The sequence below is a fragment of the Mucilaginibacter sp. P5_A4 genome (assembly GCF_056400605.1).
On sequence record NZ_JBFUKX010000011.1, the window covers coordinates 120,671 to 137,241 of the forward strand.

At 41.6% G+C, this 16,571-nt stretch carries 13 protein-coding genes; 8 read left to right on the forward strand and 5 right to left on the reverse strand.

All coding sequences use genetic code 11. The features are described from left to right. Nucleotides 1–45: 45 nt before the first annotated feature. A complete protein-coding gene (locus tag AC1DQW_RS09520; RefSeq protein ID WP_477453863.1) occupies nt 46–1,416 on the reverse strand; it encodes an NHL repeat-containing protein in 1,371 nt (456 codons plus the stop codon). A 258-nt stretch (nt 1,417–1,674) separates the two neighbouring features. On the opposite strand from AC1DQW_RS09520, the gene AC1DQW_RS09525 reads away from it, so the two are divergent. Beyond that, entirely contained in the window at nt 1,675–2,139 is a 465-nt protein-coding gene (locus AC1DQW_RS09525) for a DUF4920 domain-containing protein (protein ID WP_477453864.1), read from the forward strand. A gap of 28 nt (nt 2,140–2,167) precedes the next feature. Here AC1DQW_RS09525 and AC1DQW_RS09530 read toward each other — a convergent pair whose 3' ends face one another. Both AC1DQW_RS09530 and carB read right to left on the reverse strand, forming a co-directional pair. Further along, the gene (locus AC1DQW_RS09530; RefSeq protein ID WP_477453865.1) at nt 2,168–2,860 is read right to left on the reverse strand and encodes a hypothetical protein; all 693 of its coding nucleotides are present in this window, start codon (nt 2,858–2,860) and stop codon (nt 2,168–2,170) included. A gap of 104 nt (nt 2,861–2,964) precedes the next feature. Further along, nucleotides 2,965–5,781 (reverse strand): carbamoyl-phosphate synthase large subunit, encoded by a 2,817-nt coding sequence (carB, locus tag AC1DQW_RS09535; RefSeq protein WP_477453866.1) that lies wholly within the window; start codon nt 5,779–5,781, stop codon nt 2,965–2,967. Between the two features lie 398 nt (nt 5,782–6,179). Between carB and AC1DQW_RS09540 the strand changes: the two genes are divergently transcribed. Continuing rightward, entirely contained in the window at nt 6,180–6,710 is a 531-nt protein-coding gene (locus AC1DQW_RS09540) for a hypothetical protein (protein ID WP_477415673.1), read from the forward strand. A 45-nt stretch (nt 6,711–6,755) separates the two neighbouring features. Here the strand turns inward: AC1DQW_RS09540 and panD are convergent, their stop codons facing one another. Together panD and panC are read right to left on the reverse strand one after the other, a co-directional pair. After that, nucleotides 6,756–7,106, reverse strand: coding sequence for an aspartate 1-decarboxylase (gene panD / locus AC1DQW_RS09545; protein WP_477415671.1), 351 nt, complete (start codon nt 7,104–7,106; stop codon nt 6,756–6,758). Between the two features lie 127 nt (nt 7,107–7,233). Next, nucleotides 7,234–8,061, reverse strand: a complete 828-nt coding sequence (gene panC / locus AC1DQW_RS09550; RefSeq protein WP_477453867.1) for a pantoate--beta-alanine ligase — start codon at nt 8,059–8,061, stop codon at nt 7,234–7,236. 154 nt (nt 8,062–8,215) lie between these two features. Here panC and AC1DQW_RS09555 point away from each other — a divergent pair, with 154 nt between their 5' ends. The 6 genes from AC1DQW_RS09555 to AC1DQW_RS09580 all read left to right on the forward strand — a co-directional run. Beyond that, the gene (locus tag AC1DQW_RS09555) at nt 8,216–9,040 is read left to right on the forward strand and encodes a glycogen/starch synthase (protein WP_477406378.1); all 825 of its coding nucleotides are present in this window, start codon (nt 8,216–8,218) and stop codon (nt 9,038–9,040) included. 15 nt (nt 9,041–9,055) lie between these two features. After that, nucleotides 9,056–10,456: a DUF4270 family protein gene (locus AC1DQW_RS09560; RefSeq protein ID WP_477453868.1), complete on the forward strand. Its 1,401-nt coding sequence runs from the start codon at nt 9,056–9,058 to the stop codon at nt 10,454–10,456. Between the two features lie 190 nt (nt 10,457–10,646). Beyond that, a complete protein-coding gene (gene glmS / locus AC1DQW_RS09565; protein ID WP_477453869.1) occupies nt 10,647–12,482 on the forward strand; it encodes a glutamine--fructose-6-phosphate transaminase (isomerizing) in 1,836 nt (611 codons plus the stop codon). 323 nt (nt 12,483–12,805) lie between these two features. Then, nucleotides 12,806–13,741 carry a LysR substrate-binding domain-containing protein gene (locus AC1DQW_RS09570; protein ID WP_477406372.1) on the forward strand — a complete coding sequence of 312 codons (936 nt, stop codon included), beginning with the start codon at nt 12,806–12,808 and terminating at the stop codon, nt 13,739–13,741. 262 nt (nt 13,742–14,003) lie between these two features. Then, a complete protein-coding gene (locus AC1DQW_RS09575; RefSeq protein ID WP_477453870.1) occupies nt 14,004–16,421 on the forward strand; it encodes a TonB-dependent siderophore receptor in 2,418 nt (805 codons plus the stop codon). A gap of 2 nt (nt 16,422–16,423) precedes the next feature. After that, a partial coding sequence (locus AC1DQW_RS09580) for a PepSY domain-containing protein (RefSeq protein WP_477453871.1) occupies nt 16,424–16,571 on the forward strand: 148 nt, incomplete at its 3' end.

Below are 16,571 nucleotides of genomic sequence, written 5' to 3' on the forward strand. Positions count from 1 at the left end.
TGAAATATGGCTATGGCTTTAAGCCTTTTGCTTTCAGCTTTTAGCTTATAACGATGCTAATACTATTTTGCGAATGCGGTTATTGCCCGAGTCAGTTACGTAAATATTACCGCTTGCATCAGCAACGACGCCTTGTGGCGAAGAAAATAGTGCGCTTGTTCCTGCACCTTCGGCGAAGCCGGCGGTTGCACTCAGGCCAGCTAATGGTAATAACACTTTATCTGCAGTAACTTCAAATATTCTGCCGGTTTGGTCGGTAATGAATAAATTGCCTTTGGCATCAAATGCAAGAGATGATGGGGAGCCAATTACTTTATGCCTTGCATTGCCTAAATAAGTAGTAACAATACCGGCGCTTGTAATTTTACGCACCGAATAATTCAGGGCGTCGGCCACATAAATATTGCCAGAGCCATCAATTGCAATGCCCGAAGGTTTATTAAATTCGGCATCGACAGCAGTTGTATGATCCTGGTACCCTGCTACTTTATTGCCTGCAAAGGTAGTTACCACTCCTGTTGATATAACAACCTTACGGATAAGGTTATTGCCTCTGTCGGCCACATAAAGATTGCCGGCGCCATCAATAACCAAACCGCGCGGGTTATTAAATGAAGCAGCGGTTCCGGTTCCGTTATCATAACCTGCTGATCCGCTGCCGGCCAGGGTACTTACAACACCTGCCGGGGTAATTTTACGGATAAGGTTATTGCTGAAATCGGCTACATACATATTGCCCGAAGCATCAAAAACCAGGCCCTGTGGAGCATAAAAACGCGCATCGGCCAATGAACCGTCAACATAACCAATAGTTCCGTTGCCGGTGAGCGTATTTACAGCTCCGCCGGTTGTAACTTTCCTGATGGCACTGTTAAGTGCATCTGCAACATACATATTACCGTCAATACCCATAGCAATACCCTGTGGGCTATAAAAAGAAGCGCTGGTACCGCTACCATCAGCAAACCCTGACGAAGCGTTGCCTGCAAGGGTGCTCACTGTTCCAACCTTTGCAGAAAGATTGTCGGCGGTTGTAAACGTAATTACGTTTCCATAACCTGTACCAACAGCGTTAGTTGCATAAGCCCGTACGTAATATTTGGTATTGATTTTTAGGCCCTTAAATTTACTTACGAAGCTAAAAAGGATAACAGAATCCTGGGTTTTTGAATCGGCAATAGTTGGTGTTGAATTTGTTGAACTCCAGCAAACACCGTAATTAGTAATAGAATTTGTAGGGGCTTCGGTAATTAATCCGCCGCTGTGGGCGCTTGTATCGGCAGCATCCTTAACTACATCGGTTGTGGTTATAACCGGAACTGAGCCGGTTGAATCGCTGCCTTTAAGACATCCTGTACCGGCGAAAGCAAAAAGGATTGCCACAAACAGGATTAATTTGGTAGGGGTTTTGTTCATTGGGAAATTATGTGAATTAATTAAGCAAGGGTGCATTATCAGCAGTAAAAATAAACAACTTGCTATAGCTTACTATTTTATGAAGACATTTTAACATACATTAACATTTAAGTAAATAATACCCGCAAATTGAACATACTAAATGAGTTTATAGTGAACATATACGCTTAGTTATATTAAAACGTAACAAGTAATATTCAATAAACCGGGGCAGGCAACATTTTGCATTTTATGTTGTTGTACACCAATAACTATATTATGAAACTGCTCCTGTTAATAGTGCCGGTATTTTGCGTAACCATAGTGTTTGCCCAGTTGCGTGCACCACTACCACATGGTATGGTATACGGGCAAAAGCCCGATACTACTACCATGATAGCTGCCGGTAAAACAGAAGGGTTTATGGGGAAGAAGACGCGCATTAGCACAACAATAGCGGGCAAGGTTATAAAGGTGACCAAAGAAAAAGGCGGCTGGTTTGAAATAGATGCAGGCAATGGCAAAATAATTGCCGCCCACTTTAAAAATTATAACATTACTATTCCAAAAGCTATGGTGGGGCGCATGGTGATTATTGAAGGCGTGGCCCAAAAGCTATTTATTGCTGACGATCTGCAGCACCTTGCCGGGGATACTGCTACCGGTAAAAAGCAGCATAAGGTAAAAACAGATCCTAAGAGAAGGTTAACCTTTGAGGTAAAGGGACTAATGATAGTTAAATAGCCGTTTTACCAATTACCCCATTCTATTTTTAGTTAAACCTTGCTTCCCGGCTCAATACTGATGGCTCCAGGTACAATTCGGAAGTAAACAGTTCCTTTAGTTTTTGTGATATTTCGGCCCTGTTAACGGTAGCGGCATTGCGCCTGCATTTAAGGTAATGCTCCCTTGCTACTTTTTCGGCCAGGTCGCCAAGTGTTTTTACTTTTAGCTCTTTGCCAAACCTGCCGGCAAGTGCGAACCCTGATATAGCCACGATAAGCCCTAAAGCAGCCATTACAGGCTGAAAAAAGAAACCGGTTAATGATGCTAAAAGTATAAATGCAAACGCGGTTATTATACCTTGTTTGGGCTGCAGCAGGTTAAGCTGAAAGCCTATTTCCTTTTCAATCTCGGTTATAACCACAATACGGTTATCGCGGGGGAAAATATCTTCCAGTTTGGTTTGGGGTTTTACAAGCTCTTTAGGGGCCGCAATGGTTGAATTAATAGCATTCCTGATTTTATAGAATGCCTGCTGTGTGGTACAGCTTTCGTTATTGGTTTGCTTTACTTTTTCAATTACAACATCGCAAAGCTTACCAAAGGTTTTAACATCTTTAAAAGATGTATCTTCTAAGCTGATATTAAATGATCTTTCAATTTTTACAAGAACGTCATCTAAAGCCTCAGGATCAACGTTATTAAGGTTGAATGCCTGGTTATTATTCAAATTAACTTTCAAACTATAGCAACTAAATTTAACCATATTTTTCCTGTAACCCCTTGGGGTTACAGGAAAATGTTATAAGCCATTAAACTATAATGGTGTTGTGAGTTAACGCTTTCTTACCTGCTCAGGTACATTGATTTCTCTTTGTACAAATGCCTGAAATAGGGATCCTGCAGGTTGGGTATAAAGCGGATAGCCTCGCCTGTTGATTTCATTTCGGGACCTAATTCTTTGTTTACTTCCGGGAATTTATCAAAGGAGAACACAGGTTCTTTGATGGCATAACCCCATAGCTTGCGCTCAATGGTAAAGTCCTTCAGTTTATTAGCTCCAAGCATTACTTTGGCGGCTATGTTGATGTATGGTACATCATAAGCCTTAGCTATAAAAGGAACAGTACGTGAGGCACGCGGGTTAGCTTCAATTACATATACATTATCGTTTTTAACAGCAAACTGGATATTCAGCAAACCGCGCACATTTAATGCTTTGGCAATTTTAATCGTATATTCCTCCATCAGGCTAATCACATGATCAGAAAGGTCAAAAGGTGGCAATACGGCAAATGAATCGCCGGAGTGGATTCCCGCAGGCTCTATATGCTCCATCAAACCAATGATGTGTACATCATCGCCATCACTTATCGAGTCCGACTCGGCTTCTGCCGCACGGTCAAGGAAGTGATCTATCAGTACACGGTTACCAGGCAGGTTGCGTAATAAGCTAACAACAGCCTTTTCCAGGTCCTCGTCGTTAATAACAATACTCATTCCCTGTCCGCCTAAAACGTAGCTTGGGCGAACCAATACCGGGTAACCTACATGGTGGGCAACTTCAAGAGCCTCTTCGGCGCTTTCGGCAACACCATATTTAGGATAAGGGATCTCAAGTTCTTTCAGCAAGTCTGAGAAACGACCGCGGTCTTCGGCTACATCCATATCATTAAATGAAGTGCCTATGATTTTGATCCCGTGCTCGTGCATTTTTTCGGCCATTTTTAAAGCGGTTTGCCCGCCCAGCTGAACTATTACGCCGTAAGGTTTTTCAAGTTCAATGATCTCGCGAACATGCTCCCAGTAAACCGGCTCAAAATATAGCTTATCGGCCATGTTAAAGTCGGTAGATACTGTTTCGGGATTACAGTTGATCATGATGGCTTCAAAACCCGATTCTTTTGCGGCTAACAAACCATGCACGCAGCTGTAATCAAATTCAATACCCTGGCCAATACGATTAGGGCCCGATCCTAATACGATGATCTTCTTTTTATCAGATGATATGGATTCGTTCTCGCCTTCGTAAGTGGAATAATAGTAGGGGGTTTGTGCCGGAAATTCGGCAGCGCAGGTATCAACCATTTTATAAACACGCTTAATTCCCAGGGATTTGCGGCGCTGGTAAACATCCTCTTCCGTTACGTTTCCAAGTATGTAAGCTATCTGTGTGTCCGAGAAACCTTTTTGCTTAAGTGTGAACAGGAATTCCTCGGGAATATTGTTCAGTGAATAGCGGCGCAGTTCGTTCTCTAAATTAACAACATCCATGATCTGGTTCAGGAACCAGCGGTCTATCTTGGTAACTTTACGTACCGATTCGATAGGAACGCCTAAGCTCAGGGCATCGTAAATATGGAACAGCCTGTCCCAGCTTGGATGCTCCAGGCTGTGCATGATCTCATCCAGGTTGCGGCTTTGGCGACCATCGGCACCTAAACCGGCCCGGCCGATCTCTAAACTCTGACAGGCCTTTTGCAGCGCCTCAATAAAGCTTCGCCCAATGCCCATTACCTCGCCTACTGATTTCATTTGCAGGCCAAGCTCACGGTTGGCGCCTTTAAACTTGTCAAAGTTCCAGCGCGGTATTTTTACGATCACATAATCCAAAGTAGGCTCAAAATAAGCCGAAGTTGTTTTAGTGATCTGGTTTTCTATTTCGTCAAGATTGTAACCTATGGCCAGTTTGGCAGCAATTTTAGCAATTGGATAGCCCGTTGCTTTTGATGCCAGGGCAGATGAGCGCGAAACGCGTGGGTTAATTTCAATGGCGATGATGGATTCATCGGCAGGGTTAACCGAGAACTGTACGTTACAGCCGCCGGCAAAATTGCCAATGGCGCGCATCATACGGATGGCCTGGTTGCGCATATCCTGGTAACAGCGGTCGCTCAGGGTCATGGCCGGGGCTACGGTTATCGAATCGCCTGTGTGAATCCCCATCGGATCAAAATTCTCGATAGAGCAAATGATGATAACGTTATCATTGTTATCGCGCAGCAGCTCAAGTTCGTATTCTTTCCAGCCTATTACAGCCTGTTCAACCAAAACCTCGTGGGTAGGTGAAGCCTGTAAGCCTTTGCTTAAAGCGGCATCAAAATCCTCTTTTTTGTGCACAAAGCCTGCTCCTTTACCACCCAGCGTATAGCTTGGACGGATAACCAGCGGGAAACCGATATCCTGTGCAGCTTCTTTGCCCTCCAAAAAGGAGTTAGCGATTTTTGATTTAGCCACACCCACGCCTATATCAACCATTAATTGACGGAAAGCTTCGCGGTTCTCGGTTTTTTCAATTGCGGCTATATCCACACCTACAATTTTTACACCGTATTTTTCCCAAATTCCGCGTTCGGCAGCCTCAATACAAAGGTTGAGCGCAGTTTGGCCGCCCATAGTAGGCAGTACGGCATCAATTTTTTGTTCGGTAAGTATCTGTTCAATACTTGCACAGGTAAGTGGCAGCAGGTAAACATGATCGCCAATAACCTTGTCTGTCATGATAGTAGCAGGATTGCTATTGATGATAGAAACGGTAATACCTTCTTCTTTCAGGGAAAGGGCAGCTTGCGAGCCGGCGTAATCAAATTCGCAGGCCTGGCCAATAATGATGGGACCAGAGCCAATAATGAGAACGGATTTGATGGAATTATCTTTGGGCATAGGGCTTTTTTTAAGTCAAAAGTTCTAAGTCAAAAGTTAAAGGCTTTAAAAGGCCCATAAACGATTTTTCCTATGCACTGAAGGCGAGAAATCCCGACCTCAGTGTCGGGGTGCAAAGATAGAGTTTTGTTAAACTTTTAAAGACTATTTTTTATAATATTTATCCGGCTGCTTTTTAGCAAAAAAAACTTTACTTTTAATATACCCAAATGCGAACCTATCCGTATAAAACAATACCGATTATTATTTAAGCAACACGCTGAATTATAAAACCAGAATGTTAAATTTATTTTGATTTTTTACTGCTTTRAGTTGATTTATCTGGAGTTTTATTATACTATTTGCGTTACAAACTTATTCAACGGGTAATTGTAGTTAAACATAACACCTGAATTATTATGAAAAAGAAACATTTTCTTATTCTGATTACGATAGCCTTGTTCTTAGGGAGTTGCGGTATGTTGCAGTCTATAGTGAAATCTACATTTCCTTATACAGCCAATTTGGTAATTCCGGCATCGGTAACGGTGGGTGAGCCTCATACAGCTATAAGTATAGCAAACAGTTTCGACCAGGATTTTACAAAAGATGGCAATAACGCCAACCGGATAAGCGAGGTGCGTATCATATCGGCTAAGTTACAATCCAAAGACCCATCTGATTATAATATTGGCAACATAGAATCATTGAGGGTATATATGGCAAAAGCCGATGGCAGCGAAGAGGTTTTGGTGGCTGTACGTAAGGATATCACCCCAAATGTAGGTAACAGTATTGTGCTTGATATTGATAATTCGCACTTTTTGGATGATTTGGTACGCGAACCGAGTGTACGTGTAAGGATGGTTTATTTGCTGCGTAAAGGTGCCAATGTCGATGTCAATTTGAAAGTATCGCTCGGTATTGGATCTGAGGTACGTGAACGCTAAGCCAAAACCCGGTTAAAGCAAAAATAGCAGTTAAGGGGCACAGATTTACTTAATAAGCTTATTATCAGCATCAGGAAATACCAATATTGGTTCATAAGCACGGGCTTCATCGGTTTCCATATATGCGTATGACATAATGATCACCACATCGCCTACCTGGGCAAGCCTTGCGGTGGCGCCATTTAAGCAAACTGTACCGCTGCCCCGTTCGCCTTTTATCACATAGGTTTCAAAGCGGGCGCCGTTGTTATTATTTACAATCTGGACTTTTTCGTTTGGTATGATATTGGCCGCCTCAATCAGCGCCTCGTCAATTGTAATGCTGCCCACATAATTCAGTTCTGCCTGCGTTACCTTCACCCTGTGAATTTTGGACTTTAATATCTCAATAATCATGGCACAAAGTTATAAATAATTTAATCCACAGACGATGGCCGATAGTCCATAGATTGTAAAATGATTGGTCCCGGCCATTTAGCAATACACAGCCAAATTCATCTAAGGACTATCGACCATGGACTAATTAAATCAACATATTATCTATCAATCTTGTTTTGCCGGCGCGGGCAGCTACAAGGGCAACTGCTTTTTTAGTATCAGCGGTAGCCGGCGTCAGGGTATCGCCATCAACAATTTCAAAATATTCCAGCCCGATTCCAGGTTCGTTGCTCACCATCTGCTCGGCCTGCTGTTGTAACAGCGCAATATTGTCGGCATTAAAATTTGCCTTAACCCAGCTAAGAGCTTTAGATAAAATGAGCGCATGTTGCCTGTCGTAATCAGTTAAATGAATGTTTCTGGAGCTCATGGCCAAGCCATCGGTTTCGCGCTGTATAGGGCACATCACCAGTTTAACCGGCATGTTCAGCAATTCGACCATTTTACTAATCACCATAAATTGCTGGTAATCTTTCTGCCCAAAAAAAGCGATGTCGGGTTTAACAATATTAAACAGCTTATTTACAACCTGCATAACCCCCTGGTAATGCCCGGGCCTGAATTTGCCCTCCAGCAAATGTTCCATGTCGCCAATATCTAAATGCCATTTCTCATTATCATCATAAATCTCGCTCACAGCAGGATTAAACAAAATATCGCAGCCTGCCTGCTCCAGCATAGCAATATCTGCAGCTATTGGGCGGGGATACTTTTCAAGATCTTTGGGGTCATTAAACTGCGTAGGGTTAACAAAAATGCTGCAAACAACCTTGCTGCTAATTTGTTGTGCTTGTTTAACTAATGATATATGGCCTTTGTGAAGCGCGCCCATAGTGGGAACGAAACCAATGGTTTCGCCTGCTTTACGGGTAATGTATTGCGTTAACTCTTGCCTGGTGGTAAATATCTTCAATGCAATTTAAATTACAAAATTTGGCAAAGGTGTGTTTTTTTGCAAAAAATACCAAAAGTTACTTGCATAATTCGTTGGCAGTTTATATAATAATGATTACATTTGCAAACTCAAATTTTTGACTTCTTTACATATTTTTAATACTGATTAAGTGATGGGTAAATCTAAGCTATTGTTTATAACTCATGAAATGTCTCCTTTCCTTGAACTCACAAAAATTGCTGAAATAACAAGACAACTTCCGCAGGCAATGCAGGAGAAGGGTTACGAGATTCGTATCCTTATGCCCCGTTTTGGCAATATTAATGAACGCAGGAACAGACTTCATGAAGTTATCCGTTTATCTGGTATGAATATTATTATCAACGATAATGATAACCCGCTGATAATTAAAGTAGCATCTATCCCGGCAGCACGTATGCAGGTATATTTTTTAGACAATGAAGAATATTTTCAGCGTAAACATGTGTTCGGTGATAAGGACGGTAAATTTTACGCCGACAATGATGAACGAATGATTTTCTTTTGCAAAGGTGCATTGGAAACTGTAAAAAAATTAGGCTGGGCTCCTGACATCATCCATTGCCATGGGTGGTTAAGCGCTTTGGTTCCCGCTTATTTAAAAACTACTTACAAAGACGATCCAACTTTTAAAAATTCAAAGATCATTTATTCGATCTACGAAAATGACTTCAAGGAAAAAATGGCTGCTGACTTTGCACAAAAAGCAATCATGAGCAACATGACCGAAGAGCACGTAGATGCTTATAAGGAAGGTACAAATTCTGCACTTTATGCAGGTGCAATTCAATACTCCGATGGTATTGTTTTGGGCAGCGAGAATATTGATGCAGATGTGTTAAATAATGTTAAAAACAGCAATAAATCGGTTTTAGAATTTGATTCTACCGCAGATTTCGAAAATTATTACAATTTTTACGACGAAATTACCAACGACGAATTGGTGCATGTTGCATAATACTTAATATTATATATGAAATTTTTCCGATTAGACTTATTGACCCTGTTAATAAGTCTTTTTATTTTGAATAGCTGTAAGCGCCAGGATGGTATTGGTTTAGGGGTTGATACATCAAATCAGATAAGCGGAACCTTACTGGTTGATACCAATGTGATTATTAATACTGTTGGTGAAGACTCATCAACTGTAATTACATCTGCCCTTACAAAAACACCGCTTGGCGAGTTTGTTGACCCTGCTTTTGGTACAGTTAAATCAAATATTGCCCTTGGTATGGTTTTACCAACCTCGCCCTATACCGTGCCCGCAGGTACACTTACTATTGATTCGGCTGTATTGGTGCTGGGTTATGCCGATGGTTTTTATGGCGATTCTGTGGCTACACGTTATAAAATTAATGTGTACCAGCTAAAAGAGAAACCGCTTAACCAAACTTATTATAGCAACAAGCATTGGGAAAATGAGGCAACTGTTTTAGCAACCAAAACATTTACAGCTAACACGCATGATAGTTTAACAATTACCAGGGTACGCCAGGATACTATTGATACGGTACAAAGGGTAGCCCCTCAACTGCGTGTTGCATTCAGCAAAAAGTTTATTTACGATAACCTGTTTAATGCAAGCGGCACGCAATTATCATCAGATGCGGCTTTTCAAAATGCGGTGAAAGGCTTATACCTTACTATTGAAAGAGCGCAGACGTCAAATGCAGGTGGTACATTACAGCTAAAATTGGCTACTGCTTCATCACATTTAGATGTTTTTTATAAGGCCGTAAAAGATACTACAACGGATACGGCAAGCGTATCATTAACGTTCCCGATGCATGCCGCCGAAATAATACACACCTATAATGCAACAATAAATAATGCTAAAAAGGCAACAACTACGCAAGCTACGTTCTATTTGCAAGGTTTGGGAGGCTTACGCAGTAAGGTTTCATTTCCTGCACTAAGCAAGCTTAATCCCGATTCAATTGTGTTAAATCGTGCAGAACTGGTTATAACACCGGTACAGGGCTCAGGAATACCGTACGCGCCTTTTCCTAAGTTGACCATGTATCAACTGGATATTGCTAAGCAGCGCATATTGATACAGGATGCATCAGCGGCAGATGCCCGTTACCAGGCCGGTATATTTGGAGGTTATTATGGCAGAACAACCAAAGAGCCTGTAAAAGCTTACCGGTTTGTGATTACCGGTTATGTTCAGGATCTGATACGTAAAAAAACTGTCGACTATGGAACTTATATAGCGCCTATAGATACTACAGAAGTTAATTCAACAACTGGTGTAACAGGTATTACTCCAAGTGTGCAAACCGCAGCGCGTGCTATACTAATTGGCAACGATAAAAGTTCGCCTTACCGCATTAAGTTAAATATCATTTATACTAAGATTCCTAAGTAAAAAATCCTTAGGTTAAATAAAAAGAATCCCCACTTAGGGGATTTTTTTGTTTAAGCCAACAGTACTTCTTAAAATTACTTTTTAAGTAAGTAAAAACCTTGTACTATTCGTAAATAATTAAAATAATTAGCTATGAAGTATGTTATATAGCTGATTATTTTTGCTCCATTTACATTTTATAAAATTCACCATGTGCGGAATTGTTGGTTATATAGGCTATAGGGATGCATATCCCATCATTATAAAAGGGCTTCATCGTTTAGAATACCGGGGATATGATAGTGCGGGCATCGCATTGTTTGATAAAGAACTTAAAGTTTACAAAAAGGCCGGCAAGGTTGATGACCTTGAGAAATTTGTTAAGGATATTGATCTTAAAGGAACAGCAGGCATGGGCCATACCCGCTGGGCCACACATGGCGCTCCAAGTGATCGTAACTCTCACCCGCACTCATCGGGCAATCGTAAGCTTACCATTATCCATAATGGTATTATTGAAAACTATGGAAACATTAAGGAAACGCTTATAGCAAAAGGTCATATTTTTAAAAGTGATACCGATACTGAGGTTTTAATTCACCTGATAGAAGATATTATAGAGCAAACAGGCCTTGATCTGCGCGAGGCAGTGCGGGTTGCCCTGAACAAAGTTATTGGGGCTTATGCCATTGTGATCATGAGCGCCGATGAACCGGATCAGCTGATAGCAGCCCGAAAGGGGAGCCCTATGGTTATTGGTGTTGGTAAAGGCGAATATTTTATAGCATCTGATGCAACGCCTATTGTGGAGTACACCAAAAATGTGATCTATTTAAATGATAATGAGATTGCCTACATTAACCGTGATAACCTGCTGATAAAAAATATCGATAACTCGGTACAAACCCCCTATATCCAGGAACTCGACCTGAAGCTGGAAATGCTGGAAAAAGGCGGCTACGAGCATTTTATGCTAAAAGAGATCTACGAGCAGCCGCGTTCTATCCGCGATTGTTTACGCGGGCGCATTTATCCGCAACAGGGTAAGGTGCAATTAGGCGGGATAAAGGAATATACTGAGAAGCTAAAGAATGTAGACAGGATTATTATTATTGCCTGCGGTACCTCATGGCATGCCGGTTTGGTGGGAGAGTACCTGATAGAAGAGTATGCCCGTGTGCCGGTGGAGGTTGAATACGCATCGGAATTTAGGTACCGTAACCCCATCATTACAGAGAAGGACCTGGTTATAGCCATATCACAATCCGGCGAAACCGCCGATACTATGGCTGCCATAGAGTTGGCCAAAGAAAAGGGTGCTACTATTTTTGGTATTTGCAATGTGGTTGGTGCATCTATCCCCCGCATTACGCATGCAGGGGTTTATACCCACGCCGGGCCCGAAATAGGCGTAGCATCAACCAAAGCATTTACTGCGCAGGTGAGTGTTTTAACGCTGATAGCTTTTTACATAGCCCAGCAACGTGGAACCATAACCCAAAGCAAACTGGTTGAATATTTAACCGAGCTTAATGAAATACCCCAACTGGTTGAGCAAGCTTTAAAATGCAATGACCATGTTATTAAGATCGCGGCCAAGTTTAAGGATTCAACCAATTGCCTGTTCCTGGGCAGGGGAAGCTCGTTCCCGGTTGCGTTGGAGGGCGCTTTGAAGCTCAAGGAGATCTCATACATACACGCCGAAGGGTATCCGGCTGCAGAAATGAAGCACGGCCCTATCGCTTTAATTGACGATGATATGCCCGTTGTTGTGATTGCTACACAGAGTTCATCATACGAAAAAGTAATTAGTAACATACAGGAGGTAAAAGCCCGTAAGGGCCATGTAATTGCCATAGTTACCGAAGGTGATACCGAGGTAAAAGCCATGGCCGATTATGTGATTGAGATTCCGCAAACCAACGAAGCTTTTGTGCCCCTGATAGCAACAATTCCACTACAGCTATTGGCTTACCACATTGCTGTAATGCGCGGTTGTAATGTTGATCAGCCACGGAATCTGGCAAAATCTGTTACCGTGGAGTAGGGATTAGATAGGAGATGTTAGATATGAGATGTTAGATATGAGATTTGAGACAGCTTCACAGGCGTTTCAAATCTCATTTTTGTTTAACGAAAAAGATACCTTTTGCAAGGCATCTCAAATCACATATCTAACATCTCAAATCTAAGAATCCGCCACTTTGCACCTGCCTTTGTGCGTTTTCATTTTCTGAATAAGGTTTGCCATAGGCGGTGATCAGCTTTTTTTATCAGCATCCACATTGGTTGTTTTCTTACTTCAAACTTTGCAATAATAAGTTAATAGATAAAACCAATAATTGCTATGTTTGTATAGGATTTATCTATATGACAATTACGCAGCTTGAATATATTGTAGCAGTTGATACTTACAGGAGTTTTGTATTAGCCGCCGAGAAATGCTTTGTTACCCAGCCAACCCTAAGCATGCAGGTGCAAAAACTGGAAGACACACTCGGCGTTAAGCTATTTGACCGCAGTAAGCAACCCGTAACTCCAACTGAAATAGGCATCGAAATAATTACCCAGGCACGCATCATGCTATCCGAAAGTGAGAAGATCAAGGAGATCATCACTGACAGACAGAAGGAACTATCGGGAGAATTAAGGGTTGGTATCATCCCTACTGTATCACCATATATATTACCAAAGATAATTCACGGTTTTATAGAAAAATATCCGCAGGTAAAACTTATTGTGTGGGAACAAACCACCGAAGAGATAGTTCAGCAGCTAAAGCTGGGTATGATTGATTGCGGCATATTATCTACCCCGCTGCACGAAAACAATTTAACAGAGATCCCCGTTTTTTACGAAAACTTTGTGGCCTATGTATCCAAACACAGCAAACTCTCCAAAAAGAAAAGCATCACACCGGATGATATTGATATGGAAGAGATCTGGATCCTGAACGAAGGCCATTGCATGCGCGAGCAGGTTTTAAACATCTGTCAGCGCCGTAAGGCTACCAAAGGATTTCAGCATTTTGAATATAATACGGGCAGCGTTGAAACCCTTAAACGTATGGTTGACCAGAATAATGGTGCCACCATATTACCCGAACTTGCCCTGGCCGAACTTACCGATAAGCAATTGGATAAGGTGCGTTATTTTAAATCGCCCGAACCGGCCCGCGAAGTGAGCATAGTAATACAGCGTAATTTTTTAAAACGCCGCATGATAGAAGCCCTTAAAAACGAAATACTTGAATTTGTGCCCAAACGAATGAAAAGTAAAAAGAAGAAGGAATTGATGGATATATGATAGAATTGCAAATTTCAGATGTGAAAATATGCAGATGGAGAATGGTATTGGGCAATGTAATTCTTTCTCTGAAAACCCATTAAGCAATTACACAGTTAACTACGGCGCAAACTCCGTTTATTAAGCTAGCTATATTCCCAGGTCTTGCTACTTATTACCTGATACTTTTTTGCATATTATTTATAATCTTTCTAAATAAATTTGGACGGGTTGTAGTATTCGTGTATTTTTGGATATTATTTATAATTAGTCTAAATAAAATATGGAGCACCCCCAACTATCTATTCACAAACAATTCTTTCTTCTTTGTTTATCAATCATATTATTCTGTAATACTACAGCGGCGCTGGCTCAGCAAATCCGCGCCACTATTAAAGGACATGTGATCACCAATACCAATCAACCCGCCGAAAACGTTTCGGTAATGCTGAAGGGAACAAAATATGGTGCTATCACTAATGAAAATGGTGATTTCAGCTTTAGAGCACCACAAGGAAAATATACCCTGGTTATTTCGCAGGTTGGCAGTAAAAGCCAGGAAACAGCCGTTGATGTAACTGCCGGACAAACGCTTATTGTACCGCCGTTCACAGTTTCTGGTGCTACAAACAACCTGCAGGAAATTAATATCAACGCCAACAAAACCAATAAGTTTAAACGCAGTAAAAGTGTTGATGTGGCCAAAATGCCATTAAATAACCTGGAGAATGCCTCAGTTTACAATACCATCAGCAGCGGGTTATTGCAGGAGCAACAGATTTTTTCTGTTGATGATGCTATCAGGAATGCGTCGGGGATCCAAAAAATGTGGGAAGCAACCGGTAGGGGCGGCGATGGCGGCGCCTATTATAGCAGCCGTGGTTTTGTGGTTCAAACAGCTTTGCGGAGTGGCATTGCCGGCAATGTTACCAGCACCATTGATGCCTCAAACATCGAACGGATTGAAATTATAAAGGGACCATCTGCAACTTTATTTGGCAGCAGTTTAACTTCATATGGCGGCCTTATTAACAGGGTAACCAAAAAACCTTATGATTCATTTGGCGGCGAAGTTTCAGGCACATTAGGCAATTTTAATTTTCAACGGGTGAGTGCCGATATTAATACCCCGCTTGATGATAAGAAAAAAGTACTTTTCCGTTTAAACGCAGCCTATAATCACGAAGGCAGTTTCCAAAACAATGGTTTTACCCGCAATATCGTTGTAGCACCAAGTTTACTGTACAACGTTAACAACAGGTTGAGCATCTCGTTAGATGCCGAGCTTTTCTATGGTAAAAGCATCGGTAAATCCATCTTCTTTTTCCCCTACGGACAAACTATTGCTGCTTTAGGTCATGATCGTGCCGATGAGCTTGCCCTTGATTATAAACAAACCTATTATGGCAACGACCTTACCCAAACTTCAAGGACCACTAATTTTTATGGTGGGGTAAATTACAAGATATCGAATTCATGGACCACCCATACCAACATAGCGGCTACACATAGCTACTCTGATGGTTTTGGTCCATACTTTTACCTGTTACCCGGCGATTCCATTTCACGTAACGACCAGTCGACCCGCAAAAGCAAGGATGATATGATCGAAATTCAGCAAAACTTCAACGGCGATTTCAAGATCGGGAAATTCAGAAACAGGTTTGTTGGCGGGCTTGATTTTTTCAGGGATAACTCCAACCAGTTCTTTTTTGGTAGTACCCTCGACGCAGTATCATTAACAGGTAACCAAAACTATACTAACTTTAACAAGGCCGCAATGGATGACCTATACGCAACAGGTGTGTATGGCTTTACCTACCCGGCAATCTACAAACGGAACACTTACAGCGCATATGTATCTGATGTGTTTAACATTACCGATCAGCTGATTGCCTCTGCGGGTTTGCGTGTGGATCGCTTTGTTAATAACGGCAATTATGATCCAACAAGCAATACTACATCCGGCACGTATAAGCAAACTGCGTTTTCACCAAAGTTTGGATTGGTTTATCAGCCAATAAAAGATCATCTATCCTTATTTGCCAATTACCAGAACAGTTTCCGTAACCAAACTGGCATAAAGGAGGACAACACCCCCTTGAAACCTGAGCATGCAAATCAGCTTGAAGCCGGTGTTAAACTCGACCTGTTTGACGGTAAACTAACCAGCACGGTGAGCTATTACGATATTAAGGTTAAAGATATAAGCCGTCCTTCGGCAACACCCAACCGTTACCTGCAGGATGGCACTCAATTAAGTAAAGGTATTGAGGCCGAAGTTATTGCAAATCCAATTATTGGATTGAATGTAGTGGCCGGTTTCTCATACAACGATTCGAAATACGATGCCACCTCCAATGCCGATGTAGCCACTCGCCGCCCTACAACTGCGTCATCACCTTACCTGGCTAATTTTTGGGTAAGTTATCGGATATCAAAAGGCGAAGTTAAAGGCCTGGGCTTTGGTTTAGGTGGTAACTATGCCAGCGATAATAAGATTATCAATAGCGTAAGCCAGGGGGTATTTATATTACCGGCATACATGGTATTTAATGCTTCGGCATTTTATGATCTGAGTCACTATAGGATCGGTGTAAAAATGGATAACCTTACCAACGAAAAATACTGGATAGGTTATACAACCGTTAATCCACAAAAACTAAGGAACTACGCCCTTACATTTACCTATAAATTTTAAATATGACGTTTAAAAAAGTCATATTATTTATACACCGCTGGCTTGGCTTTATAGCCGGGCTGGTGGTGTTTATTGTAAGTATTACGGGCTGTATTTTTTGTTTCCAGGACGAGATCCAGGATGCCATACACAACTACCGCAGGGTAGAAG

What these genes read in the sequence shown, in the direction of transcription:
- AC1DQW_RS09520 (WP_477453863.1), bottom strand. Translation starts at nt 1,416, where the DNA reads ATGAACAAAACCCCTACCAAATTAATCCTGTTTGTGGCAATCCTTTTT.
- AC1DQW_RS09525 (WP_477453864.1), top strand. Translation starts at nt 1,675, where the DNA reads ATGAAACTGCTCCTGTTAATAGTGCCGGTATTTTGCGTAACCATAGTG.
- carB (WP_477453866.1), bottom strand. Translation starts at nt 5,781, where the DNA reads ATGCCCAAAGATAATTCCATCAAATCCGTTCTCATTATTGGCTCTGGT.
- AC1DQW_RS09540 (WP_477415673.1), top strand. Translation starts at nt 6,180, where the DNA reads ATGAAAAAGAAACATTTTCTTATTCTGATTACGATAGCCTTGTTCTTA.
- panD (WP_477415671.1), bottom strand. Translation starts at nt 7,106, where the DNA reads ATGATTATTGAGATATTAAAGTCCAAAATTCACAGGGTGAAGGTAACG.
- AC1DQW_RS09555 (WP_477406378.1), top strand. Translation starts at nt 8,216, where the DNA reads ATGGGTAAATCTAAGCTATTGTTTATAACTCATGAAATGTCTCCTTTC.
- AC1DQW_RS09560 (WP_477453868.1), top strand. Translation starts at nt 9,056, where the DNA reads ATGAAATTTTTCCGATTAGACTTATTGACCCTGTTAATAAGTCTTTTT.
- glmS (WP_477453869.1), top strand. Translation starts at nt 10,647, where the DNA reads ATGTGCGGAATTGTTGGTTATATAGGCTATAGGGATGCATATCCCATC.
- AC1DQW_RS09570 (WP_477406372.1), top strand. Translation starts at nt 12,806, where the DNA reads ATGACAATTACGCAGCTTGAATATATTGTAGCAGTTGATACTTACAGG.
- AC1DQW_RS09575 (WP_477453870.1), top strand. Translation starts at nt 14,004, where the DNA reads ATGGAGCACCCCCAACTATCTATTCACAAACAATTCTTTCTTCTTTGT.